At 70.7% G+C, this 19848-nt stretch carries 19 protein-coding genes; 11 read left to right on the top strand and 8 right to left on the bottom strand.

Annotated elements, in window-relative coordinates:
* The first annotated feature begins 99 nt into the window (after window positions 1–99).
* The 6 genes from cbiE to J5X75_RS00360 all read left to right on the top strand — a co-directional run bounded on the left by cbiE (window position 100) and on the right by J5X75_RS00360 (window position 4826).
* Window positions 100–1308: a precorrin-6y C5,15-methyltransferase (decarboxylating) subunit CbiE gene (gene cbiE, locus J5X75_RS00335; protein WP_208465076.1), complete on the top strand. Its 1209-nt coding sequence runs from the start codon at window positions 100–102 to the stop codon at window positions 1306–1308.
* Entirely contained in the window at window positions 1305–2048 is a 744-nt protein-coding gene (gene cobM, locus J5X75_RS00340; protein ID WP_208465077.1) for a precorrin-4 C(11)-methyltransferase, read from the top strand. Before cbiE ends, cobM begins: the two co-directional genes overlap by 4 nt.
* Complete coding sequence (locus tag J5X75_RS00345) at window positions 2045–2770, top strand: cobalt-precorrin-6A reductase (RefSeq protein WP_208465078.1); 726 nt, start codon at window positions 2045–2047, stop codon at window positions 2768–2770. Before cobM ends, J5X75_RS00345 begins: the two co-directional genes overlap by 4 nt.
* Before the next feature lie 53 nt (window positions 2771–2823).
* A complete protein-coding gene (locus tag J5X75_RS00350) occupies window positions 2824–3441 on the top strand; it encodes a hypothetical protein (RefSeq protein ID WP_208465079.1) in 618 nt (205 codons plus the stop codon).
* Window positions 3438–4028 carry a hypothetical protein gene (locus tag J5X75_RS00355; protein ID WP_208465081.1) on the top strand — a complete coding sequence of 197 codons (591 nt, stop codon included), beginning with the start codon at window positions 3438–3440 and terminating at the stop codon, window positions 4026–4028. Before J5X75_RS00350 ends, J5X75_RS00355 begins: the two co-directional genes overlap by 4 nt.
* Before the next feature lie 66 nt (window positions 4029–4094).
* Window positions 4095–4826, top strand: a complete 732-nt coding sequence (locus J5X75_RS00360; RefSeq protein ID WP_208465082.1) for an SDR family oxidoreductase — start codon at window positions 4095–4097, stop codon at window positions 4824–4826.
* Window positions 4827–4928: 102 nt separating this feature from the next.
* On the opposite strand, the gene J5X75_RS00365 is transcribed toward J5X75_RS00360, so the two are convergent.
* Window positions 4929–5876, bottom strand: coding sequence for a GlxA family transcriptional regulator (locus tag J5X75_RS00365; RefSeq protein WP_208465084.1), 948 nt, complete (start codon window positions 5874–5876; stop codon window positions 4929–4931).
* A gap of 91 nt (window positions 5877–5967) precedes the next feature.
* On the opposite strand from J5X75_RS00365, the gene J5X75_RS45280 reads away from it, so the two are divergent.
* Window positions 5968–6090, top strand: a complete 123-nt coding sequence (locus J5X75_RS45280) for a hypothetical protein (RefSeq protein ID WP_274383395.1) — start codon at window positions 5968–5970, stop codon at window positions 6088–6090.
* Between the two features lie 58 nt (window positions 6091–6148).
* On the opposite strand, the gene J5X75_RS00370 is transcribed toward J5X75_RS45280, so the two are convergent.
* Window positions 6149–7903: an alpha/beta hydrolase gene (locus tag J5X75_RS00370; protein WP_208465086.1), complete on the bottom strand. Its 1755-nt coding sequence runs from the start codon at window positions 7901–7903 to the stop codon at window positions 6149–6151.
* Between the two features lie 113 nt (window positions 7904–8016).
* On the opposite strand from J5X75_RS00370, the gene J5X75_RS00375 reads away from it, so the two are divergent.
* On the top strand, window positions 8017–9171 hold the full coding sequence (locus J5X75_RS00375; RefSeq protein WP_208465087.1) for a hypothetical protein: 1155 nt from the start codon (window positions 8017–8019) through the stop codon (window positions 9169–9171).
* A 6-nt stretch (window positions 9172–9177) separates the two neighbouring features.
* Here J5X75_RS00375 and J5X75_RS00380 read toward each other — a convergent pair whose 3' ends face one another.
* The 5 genes from J5X75_RS00380 to J5X75_RS00400 form a co-directional block, all read right to left on the bottom strand.
* Entirely contained in the window at window positions 9178–10770 is a 1593-nt protein-coding gene (locus J5X75_RS00380) for a beta-1,3-glucanase family protein (protein WP_208465088.1), read from the bottom strand.
* Window positions 10771–10920: 150 nt separating this feature from the next.
* Window positions 10921–12450, bottom strand: a complete 1530-nt coding sequence (gene arfA / locus J5X75_RS00385; RefSeq protein ID WP_208465089.1) for an arabinosylfuranosidase ArfA — start codon at window positions 12448–12450, stop codon at window positions 10921–10923.
* Window positions 12451–12576: 126 nt separating this feature from the next.
* Window positions 12577–13422, bottom strand: coding sequence for a carbohydrate ABC transporter permease (locus J5X75_RS00390; RefSeq protein WP_208465090.1), 846 nt, complete (start codon window positions 13420–13422; stop codon window positions 12577–12579).
* Window positions 13419–14351: a carbohydrate ABC transporter permease gene (locus J5X75_RS00395; RefSeq protein WP_208465091.1), complete on the bottom strand. Its 933-nt coding sequence runs from the start codon at window positions 14349–14351 to the stop codon at window positions 13419–13421. The genes J5X75_RS00390 and J5X75_RS00395 overlap by 4 nt, the downstream gene beginning before the upstream one ends.
* The gene (locus tag J5X75_RS00400) at window positions 14351–15658 is read right to left on the bottom strand and encodes an ABC transporter substrate-binding protein (RefSeq protein ID WP_208465092.1); all 1308 of its coding nucleotides are present in this window, start codon (window positions 15656–15658) and stop codon (window positions 14351–14353) included. Before J5X75_RS00400 ends, J5X75_RS00395 begins: the two co-directional genes overlap by 1 nt.
* A gap of 305 nt (window positions 15659–15963) precedes the next feature.
* Here J5X75_RS00400 and J5X75_RS00405 point away from each other — a divergent pair, with 305 nt between their 5' ends.
* The 3 genes from J5X75_RS00405 (at window position 15964) to darG (ending at window position 18870) form a co-directional block, all read left to right on the top strand.
* Window positions 15964–16992, top strand: coding sequence for a LacI family DNA-binding transcriptional regulator (locus J5X75_RS00405; RefSeq protein WP_208465094.1), 1029 nt, complete (start codon window positions 15964–15966; stop codon window positions 16990–16992).
* A gap of 73 nt (window positions 16993–17065) precedes the next feature.
* Complete coding sequence (gene darT, locus J5X75_RS00410) at window positions 17066–17767, top strand: type II toxin-antitoxin system toxin DNA ADP-ribosyl transferase DarT (RefSeq protein ID WP_208465095.1); 702 nt, start codon at window positions 17066–17068, stop codon at window positions 17765–17767.
* Window positions 17764–18870 (top strand): type II toxin-antitoxin system antitoxin DNA ADP-ribosyl glycohydrolase DarG, encoded by a 1107-nt coding sequence (gene darG, locus J5X75_RS00415; RefSeq protein WP_208465096.1) that lies wholly within the window; start codon window positions 17764–17766, stop codon window positions 18868–18870. Before darT ends, darG begins: the two co-directional genes overlap by 4 nt.
* A gap of 13 nt (window positions 18871–18883) precedes the next feature.
* Here the strand turns inward: darG and ligD are convergent, their stop codons facing one another.
* Window positions 18884–19843 (bottom strand): non-homologous end-joining DNA ligase, encoded by a 960-nt coding sequence (ligD, locus tag J5X75_RS00420; RefSeq protein WP_208465097.1) that lies wholly within the window; start codon window positions 19841–19843, stop codon window positions 18884–18886.
* Between the last annotated feature and the right edge of the window lie 5 nt (window positions 19844–19848).

Here is a 19848-nt window from a genome sequence, read left to right on the forward strand (position 1 = left end):
GGCCCCGGTCCGCATCAGAAGCCGTCACCGTGTCGTACGCGCATCACGCCCGGTTGGCTCAACAAGATCGGGAAAAATCCCGGGCGCTAGGTTCAGGGCATGGAACACCAGGACGTGGTCACCGTGATCGGCGTCGGCGCCGGCGGGTGGCCCGGGCTTTCCGGTACGGCGCGGAGCGCCCTGACATCCGCCGAGGTGATCTTCGGCGCCGCCCGGCAGCTCGATCTGCTTCCCGGTGAGGTCGTCACCGCACGTCGCGTCCGCTGGCCGTCTCCGCTGGTGCCGGCCCTGCCCGGGCTGATCGGGGCGGAGCGGGGGCGGCGGGTGTGCGTGCTGGCCAGCGGCGACCCGATGTTCCACGGCATCGGCTCCACACTGGCCCGTCTGCTCGGCCCGGACCGGATCCGGGTGGTGCCGCACCCGTCGTCGGTGTCGCTGGCCGCGGCCCGTCTCGGCTGGGACCTGGCCACCGTCGACGTGGTGAGCCTGGTCACAGCACCGGTCGAGACGCTCGGCCGGCTGATCAATCCCGGCCGCCGGATCCTGGTGCTCTCCGCGGGCGCGGCCACCCCGGCGGCGGTCGCGGCGCTGCTCGCCGACCGCGGCCACGGCACGGCGACGGTCACCGTGCTGGAGCAGCTCGGTGGGCCGGGCGAGCGGGCGGCGACCGGCGCCGCGGACGGCTGGGCGCTGCCGGCGGGCGATCCGCTCAACATCGTCGCCGTCGAGTGCGGCGACGGGCCGGAACTGCCGATCGTGCCCGGCCTGCCGGACCATCGCTACCAGGGCGACGGGCAGCTCACCAAGCGTGAGGTGCGGGCCGTCACGCTGGCCGCGCTGGCACCCGCGCCGGGCCGGCTGCTGTGGGACGTGGGCGCCGGATCGGGCAGCATCGGCATCGAGTGGATGCGCGCGCACCCGTCCTGCCGGGCGATCGCGATCGAGTCGTCGGCCGAGCGGGCGGCGACCGTCACGGCGAACGCGGCGGCGCTCGGCGTACCCGGTCTGCGGGTGGTGCGCGGCCGGGCCCCGGAGGCTCTCGACGGGCTGCCGGAACCGGACACGATCTTCATAGGAGGCGGATTGACCCGCGACGGCGTACTGGACCGTTGCCTGGCCGCGCTGCGCCCCGGCGGGCGGCTCGTGGCGAACGCGGTGACGGTCGAGTCGGAGGCGGTGCTGGCGGCCGCGTACGCGAAACTCGGCGGCGAGCTGAGCCGGATCACCGTGCAGCGCGGGTCGCCGGTCGGCGGGTTCACCGGCTGGCGGTCGTTCATGCCGGTGACGGTCTGGTCGGTGACGCGATGACCGTCCACTTCATCGGCGCCGGCCCGGGCGCCGCCGACCTGATCACGCTGCGCGGCCACCGGCTGATCGCGGCGTCGCCGGTCTGCCTCTACGCGGGCAGCCTGGTCCCGGCCGAGCTGCTGGAGGCCTGTCCGCCGGGCGCCCGCAAGGTCGACACCCGGGACCTGAACCTGGACCAGATCGTCGCCGAGATGGTGACGGCGCACGAGGCCGGGCTCGACGTGGCCCGGCTGCACTCCGGCGACCCGTCGGTGTTCAGCGCGGTCGCCGAGCAGATGCGCCGCCTCGACGCGGCCGGGGTGCCCTACGACGTGACGCCCGGGGTGCCCGCCTTCGCCGCGGCCGCCGCCACCCTCGGCCGGGAGTTCACCGTGCCCGGGGTGGCGCAGACCGTGATCCTCACCCGGACCGCGGAACGGGCCACCGCCATGCCGCCCGGCGAGGACCTGGCCACCCTCGGCGCCAGCCGGTCCACCATGGTCCTACACCTCGCGGTGCAGCGGATCGGCGCGGTGGTGGCCGAGCTGACCGGCAACTACGGGCCGGACTGCCCGGTCGCGGTGGTGGCGCGGGCCTCCCGGCCCGACGAGGTCGTGCTGCGCGGCACGCTCGCCGACATCGCGGCCAAGGTCGAAGACGCGGGGGTACGACGGACCGCCGTGATCGTGGTGGGCGCGGCCCTCACCGCCGGGCAGTTCCCGGACAGCCACCTGTACTCGGCGGACCGCTGCCGGTCATGAGGATCCTGCTGCTGGGCGGGACCACCGAGGCGCGGCGGCTGGCCGGGCTGGCCGCCGGCGACCACACGGTGATCACCTCGCTGGCCGGGCGGACCACCGATCCGCTGCGCCCCGCCGGAGAGCTGCGGATCGGTGGGTTCGGCGGGGTGGACGGGCTGGCCGGCTACCTGCGGGACGCGGACATCGACGTGGTGGTCGACGCCACCCATCCGTTCGCGGCGACGATGAGCGGTCACGCGGTGCTGGCGTGCGCGGCGGTGGGCGTACCCCTGCTGGTCGTGCGACGGCCGGGCTGGACCGCCGGTCCGGGCGACGCGTGGCACCGGGTCGCGTCGCTGGACGCCGCCGCCGCGCTGCTGCCCCGGCTGGGGCGGCGGGTCTTCCTCACCACCGGGCGGCAGGGCATCGCGGCGTTCGCCGGGCTGGACGAATGCCGATTCCTGGCCCGGTCGGTGGAGCCACCCACCGGAGTGACGCCGCGAAACCTGGAGGTGCTGCTGGACCGGGGCCCGTTCACCGTCGACGGCGAACGGAAGCTGCTCACCCGGCACCGTGCCGATGTGCTGGTCACCAAGGACAGTGGCGGCCCGGCGGCCAAGCTGGTGGCGGCCCGTGAGCTGGGCGTACCGGTGCTCATGGTGGACCGGCCGCCGGCACCGGCCGCTCCCGCGGTGCCCACGGCGGACGACGCGGTGATCTGGCTGCGGACCCGGGCGCGCTGAAACACGACACTCCGGAAGCTGCGCGGCCGCCGTCGCGATGCGAGGCTCGAAGCATGTCTGGCCGCGCCCTGCATGCCGAACTCACCGCCGTGCGCGCGCTGGTCGCGGAGGGGCTGGCCGGGGTCGGCGACGCGGCCGGCGCCGGTCAGGTCTGGCTCCGCTCGGCGTGCACCCGGCTGACCTCGCTCGACGGCGTCCTGGTCGAGGCGGCCGGGGTGGTCGCCACCCCGGTGTGGGTGGTGGCGGTGAGCGCGGTGACGTTCGCGGTGGTCGTCCTCTCCGCCGCGGTGGCCGGGATGCTGGGGCTCGGCGTGACCGGGGCGCTCGCGCTGCCGGGCACGGCGCTGCTCGGCGCCCTGGCCGCCGGACCGTGGGCGGCCCGCCGTGTCCACATCGCACTGGGCCGCCGCCGGCTGGGCCCGGTGCCGTCCCCGGCGCCGGGCGCGGCCACCCTCACCGAGGTTTCGGAGCAGCTCCTGCGCGCCCGGGTACGGCTCGTGTCGGCGGCGCTACGGCGGGCCGGGGCGGACCACTGGACGGTTCCCCACCTGCGACGGGCCATGCGCACCGACCCGGTGGTCCGGCGGCTGGCCCACGCCGACCTGCTGCTCTGCCAGGCGATCGACTGCCTGGACCGCTACCTCGGCGACCTGCGGAAGGACCTGTCGTGAGCGAGCGCGTCCTCCGGCGGCTGCGAGCGCGCAACGATCCGTTCTCCGGGCTCGTCGTGCCGAGGTTGCGGCACATCGAGCGGGACCTGGACGCGGTGATCACCGACGCGCAGAGCCGGGACTGGTCGGCGGACCGGCCGGATCAGGTGGTCTTCGCCCGGCTCGCGCAGGCCCGGCGCCGGGTGCGGGCGGCGCGGCGGTTTCCGGTGGCCGGTCCGGCGGATCCGGTCGCGGTCCTGCTCGGGGCGGTCGCCGGGGGCGGTGTGGCGGCCGGGCTGCTGTGGGCGGGTGGAGCGGCCGCGGTCCGGCCGGTCGCGCTGGCCGTGGTGGCGGTCGCCGGGCTCTGGGCGGCGCTGGTCGCGGTGGCGGTCCTGCGCCGGCTGCGCCGCCGGTGGGACCGGGACACGCCTCCCGGGCGGGCGCCGATCGACGACCCCTATCTGTACGCCGCCCTGCGCCGCCGGATCGAGACCTGCGCCGCCGCGGCCCGTGACCACCGTTCACACCGTCGCCGGGGCGCCGCCACCGAGCTGGAGTACGCCCTCGACTGGATCGGCGCCGCACAGAGCGAACTTCCCCGCCGCTGACCGTCACATCGCGGCCGGCTGTCTCGTCGTGTCCGTGGAAGCGAATCCGGAACGAGGGAGTACGAGATGCGGATCGTGGTGGTGGGCGGCACCGGCCAGACCGGGCGGCTGTTGATCGAGGCGCTGCGCGAGGAGGGTCACGAGGCGGTGCCGGCGTCGCGGTCGACCGGGATCGACGCCTTCACCGGTGTGGGGCTGAAGGAGGCCCTCACCGGCGCGGACGTCGTCGTCGACGTGACCAATCCGCCGGATCGGGAGGATGCGGGCGCGTTCTTCCGGACCTGCTCGGAGAACCTGACGGCGGCCGGGCGCGAGGCCGGGGTACGGCATCACGTGACGCTGTCGATCATCGGTTTGGAGCGGGCCACGGACCTGGCCTACTACCGGGCGAAACTGGCCCAGGAGGCGGCGGTCGCCGCGGGCGGGGTGCCGTTCACGATCGTCCGGGCGGCGCAGTTCTTCGAGTTCCTCGACGTGCTGATGCGGGCCAACACCGACGGCGACGAGATCCGGCTGGCGCCGGTGCGGGTGCAGCCGGTCGCACTGTCCGATGTGGTGGCGCGTCTGGCCGCGGTGGCCGGTGCGGCGCCGGTGAACGGGACCGTCGAGGTGGCCGGGCCCGAGGTGTTCGCCCTGGACGCGATCGGCCGCCTGCTCGCCGCCCCGGGGCAGCGGGTGACCAGCGACGGCACACCGTTCTTCGGCGCCGACATTCCGGTGGACGCGCTGGTGGCGGGGCCCTCCGCGCACCTGGCGCCGACCACGCTGGCGGGCTGGCGGGCCGCGGCAGGCGGATGAGCCCGGAACGGGCGGCACCGCCCGCACCGGCAACCGGGTCGCCGGGACCGGCGGGACGGCCGGAATGCGGCGGGGGCGGCGTCACGCGTACCGGGAAAGGGTCTAGGTCTTGGTCTTGAAGGTGCTCCGGTAGCCCTGCGGTGTGGTGCTCAGGCGCTGGGTGAAGTGGTGCCGCAGCGTCTGGGCGCTGCCGAAACCGGCCTTCGCGGCGATCGCGTCGATGCCGAGATCGGTGTCCTCCAGCAGTCGGCGGGCGAGCAGCACGCGCTGTGCGGTCAGCCAGTCGTGCGGGGTGACACCGGTCTCGGCGCGGAAGCGGCGGGCGAAGGTGCGCGGGGCCATGTGCACGAGGTCGGCCAGGGTGTCCACGGTGTGCGGGTGGTCTAGGGTCTCCAGCACGTGGCTGAGCAGCGGCTGGAGGGTCTCGCAGGAGATCGGCGGCACCGGCGTCTCGATGAACTGGGCCTGGCCGCCGTCGCGGTGCGGCGGCACCACCATGCGACGGGCGATCTGGGCGGCCACCGCCGAACCCTGCTCCTCGCGGATCAGGTGGATGCCGCAGTCGATGGCGGCGGCCGTCCCGGCGCTGGTGATGATGTTGTCGTCGACCACGTAGAGGACACCCGGGTCGACCTTGGCCCGCGGGTAACGGGTGGCCAGGTCGTCGGTGTGGCGCCAGTGCGTGGTGCAGCGGCGGTCGTCGAGCAGGCCGGCCTCGCCGAGCGTGAACGCGCCGGTGCAGACGCTCATCACCCAGGCGCCGCGCTCGTGGGCGCGGCGCAGCACGCCGAGCACCTCGGACGGCACCTCGCGCATGTCGTTGGGGGCGATGGCGACCAGGTCGGCGGTCTCGGCCGGGGCGAGGTCGAACTCCGGGGTCATGGTGAAGCCGGCGTGGGTCCGCACCGGGGCGCCGTCGACCCCGCACACGTGGAAGTCGTAGCCGGGCAGGCCCTCGGCGGTGCGGTCGTAGCCGAACAGCTCGCAGAGCACCCCGAGCTCGAAGACCGCCACCTCGGGCAGCGCGATCACAGCGACGCTTCTCAACATGTGGCCACGGTACCGGAGGTTGGCAGCATCTTGAAGATGTATGGCATTCCTGCCACTGTTCCGGCGGCCGGAACAGCGCGACCCTTGATGTATGGGAATCGTGATGCTTGTCTTCTTCGTCCTGCTATTGATCGCTTCGTTCACCGGGCTCACCGCGGACAGCCACGACAGCGCCGACTGGAAGCCCACTGACGGCGGACGCCGGGCCGCATGACCCGGCGTCCGTCACAGCGCCGCCGGACCGCCCACGAACACCGGCCCGGCGGCGGAGATCAGCGGCCCCCGGTCAGGACCGAGACCGGCTTCGGGGCCACCACCGGCGGCAGCGTCTTGCCCGGCGCCACGGCCGACTTGGTGGTCACCTCGTCGCCCGGCGCCGGCTCCTCACCGGGCACCAGCTTCTCGGTGAACGGCTGGTGCTCGGCCCGGCAGACCGTGCCCTTGGCCGGCACCGTGCCGGTCAGCAGGTAACGGTCGATGGCGGCGGTCACGCAGGCGCCGGTGCCGTACGCCGCGTGCCCCCAGTTGTCGCTGGTCAGCAGCCGCGAGTTGGGCAGCAGCCGGCTCGACGACACGGACGCGGCGTAGTTGGTGGCCGGGTCCCAGTAGTTGCCGATCACCAGGACGGTCGCCTTGGTCCGCTTGTTGAACGGGCCCCGGTAGGCGTCCTCGTCCCGCACGGTCCAGGTGCCGCTCGCGCACTGGACGCTGAGCCAGCCCCAGATCCGGCCGAAGTACGGCGCCTGGAGGTCCCGGGAAGCGGTCGCGACCGGCCAGCCGTTCGCGTTCTTCGGGTGCTTGCCGTCGGTGCAGATGACCGCGCTCTGCGCCTCGAAACCGTTGTCGTACGGGAAGTCGTAACCGATCTCCTTGGCGGCCTGGATCCGCTTGCGCAGCGACACCTCGGCGGCGGCCGCGGGCGAGCCACCGGCCTGCAAGGCGGCGACCTCGGCGGCCAGCTGGGTGACCATCTCCCCGGCGTACGGGCTGTAGAGGTAGTTGAGGCTGGCGCCGACGAAGTCCGCGTAGGTGATCTTCACGGTGCCGAACTCGTCGGTGACGACCAGCGGCTTGGCCCGCAGCTTCCGGGCGATGGCCGCGTAGTTGGCGACCGGGTCGCCGGCGGCGAACGCGCAGTACTCCTCACCGGCCCGGTCGCAGCGGATCAGGATCTCCCGCAGCGCCTTGCTGGCGCCCTCGGCCGAGTGCATCCGGGCGTCCAGGATCCGGTTGCCGCTCGTGCCCGCGCCGACCCACTGCCGCGGGTCGATGTTGCCGTCGACGGCGAGCGCGCGGAACCGGTCCGGGAACAGGTTGGCGTAGTACTGCCCGAGCGCGGTGCCGTAGCTGAAACCCAGGTAGGTCAGCTTCTTGTCACCGACCGCGCGGCGCATCAGCTCCATGTCGCGGGCCACCTCGGCGGTGGACATCGCGCCGGCCAGGGTCTTGCCGGTGGTGGAGCAGGCCTTGCCGAACGCCTTGGCGCCGGCGATGTACCGCTTCTCCTCGGCCGACCCGAGCGGGAAGGCCACGTTCATCTTGTTGAAGACGGCGGTCTGCTGCTTGACCGACTTGAAGCACTTGACGTTGGCGCTGAACCCGATGCCGCGCGGGTCGACGCCGACGACGTCGAAGCGCTCGAGGACCGAGTCGCTCAGGAAGTCCGGCGCGAAGAGCGCGAACTGGGTGGCCGAGCCGCCCGGGCCGCCCGGGTTCACGAACAGACTGCCGATCTTGCGCTTCTGGTCCTTGGCCTTGACGCGGACGACGGCCAGCTCGGTCTTGGCGCCCTTGGGCTTGTCGTAGTCGAGCGGCACCTTCACGGTGGCGCACTCGGCGATCTGGTAGCACTTGTACCAGCCCAGCTTCGGTGTGGGCAGGCGGTCCAGGCGGCGCTTCTCGGCGGCGCTGGTGGTGGCGGACTTGGGCGCGGCCGACGCGGCTCCCGGCACCGAGACCGCCGCCGTCGTGGCGACGGCGGCGGCCAGGACGCCCGCGATGAGCAGGCGCGGTCGGATCGATGGCATATAGCCCCCTCTCTATGACGATCGCATCGTAGAAGACCGATGCGAGGGGCCGTCCACTTCGGATCGCACACCGGGGTTGTCGTCCCCTCGTCCGCATTTGGCACAGTGGACAGATGCTGACCGACGTGGATCTGCCCGCGCCCGGACTGCTCTGGACCCGCTGGGCGACGCTGAGCGCGACGTGTGCCGCGATCGGCCGGGCCGGTCCGTGGACCATCGACGGACGCGGCGCCGACTTTGCCGAGGGCGAGCGGAACTGGGCACGGTTCGCCCTGCTGGACGGCCGTCGCGCGGTCCTCTGGGGGCACCACGAACACAGCGCCACCACCCGGGCCGATCCGCCGGTCGACCTGCTCACCGGCGCGCCCGACTGGCTGCCCTGGGACAACCTGTCCCCGCTCGCCGAGAGCGACCGGCTCGGCTTCGTGATCTGGCACGAGAACGGCCGCTGGTCCCGGGTCCGCTACCCGGGGCGGCTCGCCGACGGCATGACCGACATGCTCGCCCCGCTGCTCACCGCCGAGCACACCCTGGCCGCGCTGGGCCGGCTCGGCGCCCGCGCCGCGGCCGAGGAGCTGATCGCCGCCGCGATCCGGGCCGAGGTGACCGCGGACCACATCGCCGCCCTGATCACCGGCCCGGACACGGACATCGCGTCGGCCGTGACCGTCGCCAGCCGGGCCGGGCTGGTGCCGGGCAGCGCCGCTCCCCGGATCGAGCCCGGCCGGCGCCCGCCGATGCGCCGGGTCCGCCGGCTCAGCAAGGGCGAGCACGACCGGCTCGTCTGGGCGGCCATGCAGGACTCCCCCGAGCTGCCCCGGCCGGCGCCGCCCGCCAGCGAGGAGCTGGACACGCTGATCTCCTGGCTGCGGGAGCGGGCGCCGCACGGCGACGGGCGGTGCACCCTGCTGGCCTACGCCGACTCCACCAGCTTCAGCTCCCAGCCCGGCGACCTCCCGCCGGGCGACCGGCCCGGCGAGGAGCGGTACGCCGCCTTCCGCCGGCTCACCGAGCTGGTCCGGGCGCTGCGCCACACCGAGTCCGATCCACGGTACGGGCGGTGGCTCTTCCTCCGGATGGAGACCAGCGCCACCGGTGTCCGGGTGGAACGCCGCTACGACTCCTGGCCGCCGTGGTGGCACGACGACGGCGTCTCCGGGCCGTGGCGGACCAACCTCCAGGAGGAGATGGCGGCACGCGGGCCGGCGTGGCGGCCGTCCTGGGTCACGCTGCTCGACCCGGAGACCGCCTACCGGCCCACGTCGTGACCCCGGTCAGAACGGGGTCAGGGTGATCCCGGCCGCCCGCGGGTCGCCGTCGTGCACCAGCGACTCCTGGTTGAGCACGTCGTCGAAGGCGAACGCGTACGCCTTGCCGTCGACCATGTTGGCGTGGATCGACTTCGCGTACGGGTTGGCCGGCCCGCCGGTGTAGAAGTCGGTCGCCGAACCGCCCGGCTGGGTGTCGATCCGGCCCAGCGTGGTCCGCCACAGCGCGGCGCAGAGGGTCCGCGCGATCGGGCCGACCACCTGGTCGTTCGGCGCGGCCAGGGCGCCGTCGCAACCCCAGACGTTCGCCGTGGAGGGCTTGGTGAAGGACGCCACGGTACGCCCGGACGCGTCGGTGAAGTTCATGACGTTCCCACTGGTGCGGCCCGAGTACGTCACGTCCGGACGGTCGGTGAAGGGCACCACGGTCAGGGTCTTCGAGGTGTACGCGTTCCACGCGCCGGCGATGTAGGAGTCCAGATAGGACGCGCTCATCAGCCCGGCGTCGGCGGCCTTGCCGGGGGCCAGCACCCGCAGCACGGTGCCGTCCGCGGCGGTCACCACGCTCTTGGCGAAGTCGGGGTTCGCCCGGACCGCGTCGATCACCTTCTGCCGGCCGCCGCCGGCCAGCTCACCGGTCCGGCTCGTGACACCACCACCGCCGCCGGTGACCGTGACGATGTGCGGGATCGCGAACATGTCCACCTGCGAGCTGTTCAGGAACAGGCCGGAGCCGTCGAGGGTGAACTCGCTCCAGTCGAAGAGGGTGTCGCGGTTGGGGTCGCCGCCCGCCCACGGGGCCGGCTGGACCAGACCGTCGGCGGTGATCCGGAAGTCGAGCTTGCGGCCGAGCGAGAAGTAGATCCGGCCGGAGATGTTCTTCGGGACCCGGACCGTGGTGGCGGCGCCGTTCGCCGGGCCGGCGATGGCGACGTCCGGCGCCGGGACCGGGACGGTCCCGCCGCCGGTCCACGGGGTGAAGGCGCCCGACGCGTCGACGTACCCGAGCTTGCCGGTGTTCAGGTTGACGCCCAGGACGTACAGATAGACGTCCTGGTCACGGCCGGTCCGGTTGGTGACGGTGAGCGGAAGCAGATCGCTCGCCGGCGGAACCGTGGTGGTCGACGGCACGACGGTGGTGGGAGCCGTGGTGGGTGTGGTGGTGGGAACGGTCGCCGTCGGCACGATGGTCGTGGGAGTGGTCGCCACGCCGTTGCACGGGACACCGTTCAGCTTGCAGTTCACCGGCTGCGGGCCGGTTCCGACGAAGCCGAACGTGACGCTCGCACCGACCGGGACCGACCCGTTCCAGGACCGGCTGGTGAACGTCCGATGCGTTCCGGAGGCGGTCATGTCCGTCTCCCAGAAGCTGCCGACCGAACTTCCGGCCGGGAGGTCGAACTCCACCTTCCAGGACGTCATGGCGGACGCCCCGGTGTTGGCGATGGTCACCTCGTCCTGCCACCCGCTGCCCCAGTCCGAGACGGTGCGCAGGGTGGCGGTGGGCGCGGCGGCCGAGGCCGGCAGGGCTATCCAGGCGGTGGTGAGGGCCGCGACGGTCGCGGTCGCGGCGAGGACAAGGCTCCGTTTACGGCGCATGGGGGTGCGGCCTCCGAAGGTGTGACGGTCAGGGAACGACCGCAGTATTCGCCTTCAGAAACCGCTCTCCCAGTGCCTTTAACGTTGCTTTAATGATTATTTCGCCGACGTTTCCGGCTGCCCTCCGATAACACTTTCCCGGCCGGCTGATCAGGCGGTTCGGGAGAAACGGATCGCGTTCCAGGAGACGCGGGGCAGGGTGAGGGTGGCGGCGCCGCCGTCGACGGCCACCGCCCCGGTGGGCACCTCGGCGGTCGGGCGCAGGGTGACCCGGTCCGGGTCGTCCCTGGTGTTGCTCGCGTAGAGGTCGTCCTCGTCGGTCAGCGTCCACGCCTCGGCCACGGCCATCTCACCGAACGCGCTCAGGTCCACGATGAACTCGACCGGGTTCGTCACGTCCCGGTTCACCGCGAAGACCGTCACGTCGCCGGTGGCCGGGTCGTGCGTGGCGACCGCGTCGACGACCGGGGCCACGCCGTACCTGGCGGTCTCGTACGTCGGGGTGTCGATGTGCAGCCGCAGCACCTCGCCCTTGGCCAGGGCCGCGGTCTTGGCGAACGGGTGGAAGATGGTCTGCCGCCAGGCCGGGCCGCCGGGCTCCGTCATGATCGGGGCGATCACGTTGACCAGCTGCGCCTGGCAGGCCGCGGTCACCCGGTCGCTGTGCCGGAGCAGCGAGATCAGCAGGTTGCCGACCACCACGGCGTCGGCCACGTGGTACCGGTCCTCGATCACCGGCGGGGCGACCTTCCACTCCTCCGGCAGCGGGGCGCTCTGGAACCGGGAGAGGTACCAGACGTTCCACTCGTCGAACGAGAGGTTGATCTTCTTCTTGCTCTTCAGCCGGGCGCCGACCGCGTCCGCGGTGGCCACGATGCTGTTCACGAAGTAGTCCATGTCGACCGCGCTGGCCAGGAACGAGCCCAGGTCGCCGTCGTGCTCCTCGTAGTACGCGTGGCAGGACACGTAGTCGACCAGGTCGTACGCGTGCTCCAGAACCGTCGACTCCCAGGTCCCGAAGGTCGGCATCGAGGAGCTGGAACTGCCGCAGGCGACCAGCTCCAGATCCGGCTCGGCGGACCGCAGCGCCCGTGCCGTGGCGGCCGCGAGCAGGCCGTACTCCTCGGGGGTCTTGTGCCCGGTCTGCCACGGACCGTCCAGCTCGTTGCCGAGGCACCAGATCTTGACGCCGTACGGCTTCTCGGCGCCGTTGGCCCGCCGCTGCTCGGAGAGCGCGGTGCCCTCCGGGTGGTTGAGGTACTCGTGTACGTCGAGCGCCTCCTGCACGCCACGGGTGCCGAGGTTGACCGCGTACATGATCTCGACGTCGGCCTTCTCCGCCCACCTGGCGAACTCGTCGATGCCGACCTCGTTGGTCTCGATGCTGCGCCAGGCCAGGTCGCGCCGGCGGGGCCGCTTCCCGACCGGTCCGACGCCGTCCTCCCAGCGGTAACCGGAGACGAAATTGCCACCCGGGTACCGGACCATGGTGACGCCGAGCTCGCGGGCGAGGGCCAGCACATCGGTACGGAAGCCGTCCTCGTCGGCGAGTGGGTGGCCCGGCTCGTAGATGCCGGTGTAGACGCAGCGGCCCATGTGTTCGACGAACGAGCCGAAGGTCCGGCGGCTGACCGGCGCCACGACGGCACCCGGATTCAATGCGACACGCGCACGGAGCATGGTTGTTCCCTTTACCGAGAAGAGGAGGAGATGCGCGTACGGGCTAAAAGGAGGTTGTTCGCGACGGTTGAGACGTCCTTCGCCCCGCCCACACCAGGCGAGGGTCGAGGTAGGTCGCGAACAACCTCATTTGACGGAGCCGATGGTCAGGCCACCGCGCCAGTACCGCTGCAACATCAGGAAGGCGGCGATCAGGGGGACGATCGCCACGAGAGCGCCGGTCACGATCACGCTGAAGGTCGCCGCGCCGCCGTTGCCCATGATCGCCGACATGTACCAGGCCCGGAGCCCGACGGTGAGCGGGTAGAGCTGGTCGTCGCTCAGCATCACCAGCGGCAGGAAGAAGTTGTTCCAGGACGCGACCATGCTGAACAGCAGAACGGTGACCAGGGCGGGCTTCATCGCGGGCAGGGCCACGCTGGTGAACACCCGGAACTCGCCGGCGCCGTCGATCCGGGCCGCCTCGAGCATCTCGTCCGGAATGGAGTCGTGCACGTAGACGCGCAGCAGGTAGACGCCGAACGGGTTGAGCAGCGACGGCAGGATGACCGCCCAGATCGTGTCGACCAGGTTCGCCTGCGACATGAGCAGGTAGGTGGGCAGCACGAGCGCCGTCGCCGGCACCATGATCAGGCCGAGGAGCAGCGCGAACAGGGCGTTGCGGCCGGGGAAGCGCAGCTTCGCGAAGGCGTAGCCGGCCAGCGCCGAGATGACCGTCGCGCCGACGCCGCTGACCACGGCGTAGAACGCCGAGTTGCGCAGCCAGGTGACGTAGACCCCGCCGTCCTGCTCGAACAGGATCCGCAGGTTGTCGATCAGGTGGAAGTCGGAGAACCAGAGCGACGCCGACTGGAAGAGCCCGGTGTTGTCCTTCGTCGCGGCGACCACCAGCCACCAGAACGGAAGGAGGAAGTAGATCGCCAGCAGGCCCATCACGACGTGGGCGGCGACGCTGCCTTTCCGGAAAGTCATCGCAGCGCGCTCCTCTTCCGGGTGGCAAACAGGAAGATGTACGACCCGATGAAGACCACCGCGCCGAGCAGGAACGAGATCGCCGCCGAGTAGTTGTACTGCTGGAACGAGAACGCCTGGTTGTAGGCGTACACGTTGGGTGTGTAGTGCTGGGTGATCGCGCCCGGGTTGAGCGGCTGGAGGATCAGCGGCTCGGTGAAGAACTGCAGGGTGCCCATGATGGTGAAGAGGGTCGCCAGGACCAGCGCCGAGGAGATCATCGGTGTCTTGATCCGCAGGGCGATCTGCACCTCGGTCGCGCCGTCGATGCGGGCCGACTCGTAGGTCTCCCGCGGCAGGCCCTGGAGCGCCGCGTACAGGACGATCATGTTGTAGCCGGCCCACTGCCAGGTGACGATGTTGCCCAGCGACGCCAGCACCGTGCCGCTGGAGGTGAAGTCGATGCCGGTCCAGGCGAACGGGCCGATGCTGTCGCTGTAGAGGAAGCCCCACATCAGCGTGCCGATGACCACCGGCACGGCGTAGGGGACGAACGCCGCCAGCCGGAAGAACCGCGAGAACCGCGAGGTGGCGGCGTCGATCAGCAGGGCCGCGACCAGGGCGATCCCGATCATCACCGGAGTCTGGAGCAGGCCGAAGATCAGGACCCGGACCACGCCCTCGCGCACCAGCGGGTCGTCGATCGCCTGCCGGTAGTTGTCGAACCAGGCGAAGACCTCACCCTCGATGAGGGTGGAGCGGTACAGGCTGATCTTGAAGGCGTACGCCATCGGGAGCAGCAGGAAGGCGATCAGCAGGACGGTGAACGGCAGGGCGAAGAGCCAGCCGGTGGCCGCCTCCTTGACCCGCGCCGAGCGCCGGGTGCCCGTTCCGGGCGAGAGGCCCGCGGCCGCCGGAGCGGCCGCGGGGGACGTCTGCACCTCGGTCATTACTGAACCTTGAAGCCCTGCTGGGTGGCGTAGGTCTTGATGTTCTCCTGCGCGGTGTCCAGCGCCGCGGTCCAGGAGGTCTTCTTCTCGATCGCCTGGCCCAGGTTGGTGGTCAGCTGGTTGAAGTTGTAGCTGTTGAACGGGCTCCAGTCGAGGTCACCGATCGCGTTGTAGGCCGGCACGAAGACCTCGTTGACCTTCTGGCCGCCGAAGAAGTCGTAGGTCTTGCCGGTGAACGCGTCGGACTCCAGGACCGGGGTGACGGTCGGGAACAGGAACGCCTTGTCGATGCCGATCTTCCAGGCCTCGCTGTTCTTGGCGCCGAAGATCTCCATGGCGACCTTGGCCGCGATGTCCGGGTACCGGGCCTGGTCGGTCACCGCGAACGAGGAGCCACCCCAGTCGCCCTGGGCGTTCGCGCCGGCGGTCCACTGCGGCAGCGGGGCGACCTTCCACTTGCCGGCCGCGCCGCCGGCGTTGGCCTGGATGTAACCGGGGCCCCAGCCGGCCGCGAGGTAGGTGGCGTACTTCTCCGAGCCGAGGCCGTTGTAGAAGTCCGTGGTGTGGAAGGCGGTGGTGTCGGCGAGACCGGCGCCGACCATGCCCTCCCAGTACTCGAAGACCTTCTTGGCCTCGGCGCTGTTGACGTTCACGCCGATGCTGCCCGGGTTCGCGATGTCGTAGGTGTACGGCTTGGCGCCGGCCTGCCAGAACAGACCGGTCATGAAGCCGCCGTCGTTGGCGCCGAAGTCGGTCATGAAGCTCTTGCCACCGGAGGCGGCCTTCAGCTTCTCGGCCTGGACCTTGTACTCGTCCCAGGTGGTCGGCACGGTCAGGTCGTACTTCTTGAAGATGTCCTCGCGGTACATCATCGCCATGGGGCCGGCGTCGACCGGGATCGCGTAGACCTGGTCACCGGAGCTGACCTGGCTCCACGCCCAGCCGGCGTAGTCGCCCTTGACATCGTTCGCACCGTACTTGCCCAGGTCGACCAGGTGCTTGGTGAGCGCGAAGGTGGGGATCTCCTGCAGCTCCAGCATCACCACGTCGGGGGCGCCCTTGCCGGCCTTCAGCGCCGTCTGCAACTTCGTGTACTGGTCCTGGCCGGTGCCCGCGTTCGTCCACTCGATCTTGACGTCGGTGTGGGTCGCGTTGAACTGGTCGACGACCGCCTTGAACTCCGGGTACCAGGCCCACACCTTGACGGTGACCGTGCCGGTCGGCTTGGCGGCGGCATCCGGCTTGTCGTCGCCGCCACCGCACGCCGCCAGGGTCACGGCGGTCGCCGTCGCCGCGATGGCTGCCACAACTGATCGCCGACTGACTTTCCGTGCACTAAAGTTGCCGATGTTCACTGGGTCCTCACAGACAAGTAGATGCGTATCCAGTTGATCAGTTCTGAGGCCCGGCAGGGCTCAGAGAGCCGACCTCCGGTGCTGGCACATCGGGGGTCGGCCATCAGGTCGAACTACGCACGCCTCAACGGAATTCACCGCTGGCCGAGCTGGCTTGCTACGCTTTTGCAGCGCTGCAAAGCAAAGCATGCACGGGACCCTATAACGACGGCAAGGGGTAACCTGCCGGAAACTTGGGGCGGCCAGAGGGGGCAAGAATGCGTCGAGAAGTCACTCTGCGTGACGTCGCGGAGTTGGCCGGCGTTTCCAGCCGAACCGTCTCCAACGTGGTCAACGGCTACGCCAACGTCACCGAGCGTACGCGAGAGCGTGTGCAACGGGCGGTCGAGGAGCTCGGCTACCGACCCAACGTGCTCGCGCGGAACCTGGCACAGGGCCGGTCCGGCCAGATCGCGGTCGTCGTGCCGTACTTGGACACCCCGTACTTCTCCGAGTTGTTGCAGAGCGTGATCCGCGCGGCGCGGGTCAGCGGCTATAACGTTTTGATCGACCAGACCGACGGCGACCCCGAGCACGAGCGGGCGTTCATCGCCGACGGCTCCCGCCGGCTGCTCTTCGACGGCGTCATCTTCAGCCCCCTCGGCCTCGACCAGCAGGCACTCACCAACCGCGACCACCGGCTGCCCCTGGTCATCCTCGGCGAGCGGTCCAGCGACGGCAGCTTCGACCACGTCGGCATCGACGACGTGGCGGCCTCCCGGCAGGCCACCGAGCATCTGATCGACCTGGGCCGGCAGCGGATCGCGGCCATCGGCGACCAGCCCTACGCCACCGGCGAGGCGGCCCAGCGGCGCACCAGGGGCTTCCGCGAGGCGCACGCGGCCCGGGGGCTGACCCCACGGGAGGATCTGATCATCAGCACGCCCCGGTTCAACCGGCCGGACGGCGCCCAGGCCATGGCGCATCTGCTGGACCTGGCGGAGCCGCCGGACGCGGTGTTCTGCTACAGCGACCTGGTGGCGCTCGGGGCGATCCGGACGCTTCTGTCGCGGGGGCTGCGAGTGCCCGAGGACGTCGCGGTGGTCGGCTACGACGACATCGAGGACGGACGGTTCTCCAACCCGACGATCACCACGATCTCGCCGGACAAGGAGATGATCGCGACCACCGCGGTGGAGCGGCTGCTGCTGCGCATCAGCAGCCCCACTCCCCCGGCGGGACTCGAGCTGCGCGCGCCGCACCGGCTGATCGTCCGGGAGAGCACGGCCGGGCGTACGCCGAGGTGACCCTCCTCCACAAAGGACTCCACGCCGATATGGTTGGGCGGCGCACAGCCATACCAGCGGGGAGTCACGCCGAGTGTCGCCACATGAGGCTGATCGGATACGTCAGCGCCGGATCGCCCATTTCACCCACATCGACAACCTTCCGGCCATCGCGGCAAGCGGCCGGCTGAGCTGCGATGTGACCGCTCGCGTGGGCTTGACCCGAGCGGAGGTCGGCGATCCAGACATCAAGGAGTTACGGCGCGGACGGCGCGTTCCGACGGGCCCGGGCGGCTGCGTCGGCGACTACGTCCCCTTCTACTTCGCGCCGCGCTCACCGATGATGTACCGCATCGCGTGCGATCACCGCGACCACAGACCAGGTCGCTACAACGGCGGTGATCGCCCGCTCGTTTACCTCGTCAGCACTGTCGGATCGGTCGTCGACGCCGGGTTGACCTGGGTAGGCACGGATGGCAACGCGGCAAACGGGGCAACCGTGTTCACGGTCGACCTGCCGGAACTGGACACCCTGGTGGATTGGCCGCTGATGAGCGCGGAACGGTGGAACAACACCGGAGAGGACCTCGACCGGCAGCGTCGCCGCATGGCCGAGTTCCTTGTCCACAGGGCGGTTCCGCTCACGGTTTTCGACCAGGTGACGGCGTACAGTCCCGAGTACGCCGAGCGGGCTCGGGAAGCCCTGGCCGACCTGTCGATCACGAAGCGTGTTTCTGTCATACCCGACTGGTACTACGGGTATTGCAGCAAGGAAGAGGGAGGTGGTCATCGGTGATCGAAGAGGGGCACGGAAATCTCCTCACCGCGGACGTTGACGCCCTCGTCAACACGGTCAACACGGTGGGGGTGATGGGCAAAGGCATCGCCCTCCAGTTCAAGCGGGCTTATCCGGACAACTACCGCGCATATCGGGCGGCCTGTGATCGCGGCGAGGTCTTGCTCGGTCACGTGTTCGTCTTCGACCGCGGCATGTTCGGGCCCCGGCGATACATCTTCAACTTTCCGACCAAGGGTCACTGGCGTAACGCGGCCCGGCTCGAAGACATCCGCTCCGGACTCGATGATCTCCTCCTCGCCGTCCGGCGGACCGGCGTCCGGTCGATAGCGATACCCGCTCTCGGCTGCGGAAACGGTGGCCTGGAGTGGCACGACGTTCGCCCGCTGATCGAGGCCGCCTGCCAGACGATCCCGAACGTCCGCTGCGTGGTTTTCGCGCCCGAAGGAGCACCACCGGCTAACACGATGCCGGATGCCACTCCTCGCCCACCGTTGACCGGCCCACGCGCACTGCTGCTGAGCGCGATCGCGGTCTACCTCGACCGGGCCCGGTTGCAGGAGTTCCGCGAGGGCGTGAGCGAGCTGGAGATCCAGAAGTTGGCCTATTTCCTCCAGCTGGCCGGAGCACCGTTCAACCTACGGTTCGCGCGGGGGACGTACGGCCCCTACTCGGACCGCATCGGGCAGGTGCTGGCCGCGTTGGAGGGGCACTATCTGACCGGGCTCGGGGACAGATCGTCCCGGGTCACCGAGCTGGCGCCCATCACGCCCACGACGGGGACCCGGGAGGATTCGGCCGCGCTGCTGGAGCGGCATCCCGAACACCGGGCGCAGCTGGCGGCCGTGCTGGATCTCGTCGCCGGATTCGAGGCTCCCTACAGCCTGGAACTCCTGGCCACCGTGCACTGGGCGTCCATTCAACCTCCGCCTACCGCGGACATCGGGGTGCTGAGCGACCGGGTGTCGGCATGGAGTCTTCGTAAGGCCCGGCTGTTCACCGACGCACACATTCGGCTGGCTGCTGAGCGTCTGACGAAATATCGTCTTCTCGCTGAGAAGGAGTATCGGTTCGCGACCGATGCTCCGGCAGTTCGCGGCTGACAGAATTCAACGGTCAGTCCTGGGACTTCTCGTCGGGGGTGGTCAGGCCGGACTGCTCGTCGAGGTCGGCCCACTCCAGCAGGGTGTCCAGGGAGTGCGCGTGGTCGTCGATGGCGGCGTGCAGGTCCCCTCGCTCGGCGAAGCGCGCGGGCACCGTACGGATGGTGAAGTCTCTGGGGTCGAGATCTTGGATCTCGTCCCAGGTGACCGGGGTGGAGACGGTGGCCGTGGGAACGCCGCGGACCGAGTAGGCGCTGGCGATGGTGTGGTCGCGCGCGTTCTGGTTGTAGTCGATGAACAGCGCGGACGGGTCGCGGTCGCGGCGCCACCAGGTGGTCGTCACGTCGTCGGGGGCGCGCCGCTCCACCTCGCGGGCGAAGGCGAGGGCGGCCCGCCGGACGTCGGAGAAGCCCCAGGACGGCTCGATGCGCACGTAGACGTGCAGGCCCTTGCCGCCGGAGGTCTTCGGATAGCCGGTGATGCCGAGCTCGTCGAGGACCTCCTTGACCACCGGGGCGACCCGCTGGACCGTGCCGAACGGGCAGTCCGGCATCGGGTCCAGGTCGATGCGCCACTCGTCGGGCTTCTCGGTGTCGGCCCGCCGGGAGTTCCACGGATGGAACTCCACGGTGGACATCTGCACCGCCCAGATCACGTCGGCCGGTTTTGTCACGCACAGCTCGTCGGCGTGCCGGTTGTAGCGCGGGAACGTCACCCGGACCGTCTCCAGCCACGGCGGCGCGCCGTTGGGCACCCGTTTCTGGTGCACCTTCTCCCCGGCCAGGCCGTCCGGGAACCGGTGCAGCATGCACGGGCGCTCACGTAGCGCGCGGACGATCCCGTCGCTCACCGCCAGGTAGTACTCGACCAGGTCGAGCTTCGTGGCGCCGATCTCCGGGAAGTAGACGCGGTCCGGGTTGGAGATCCGGACGTCGTGGTCGCCGACTTCGATGATCGTGGCTTTACCGGCCATGGCCT

The sequence above is a fragment of the Actinoplanes flavus genome (assembly GCF_017592555.1).
GTDB classification, from domain to species: domain Bacteria; phylum Actinomycetota; class Actinomycetes; order Mycobacteriales; family Micromonosporaceae; genus Actinoplanes; species Actinoplanes flavus.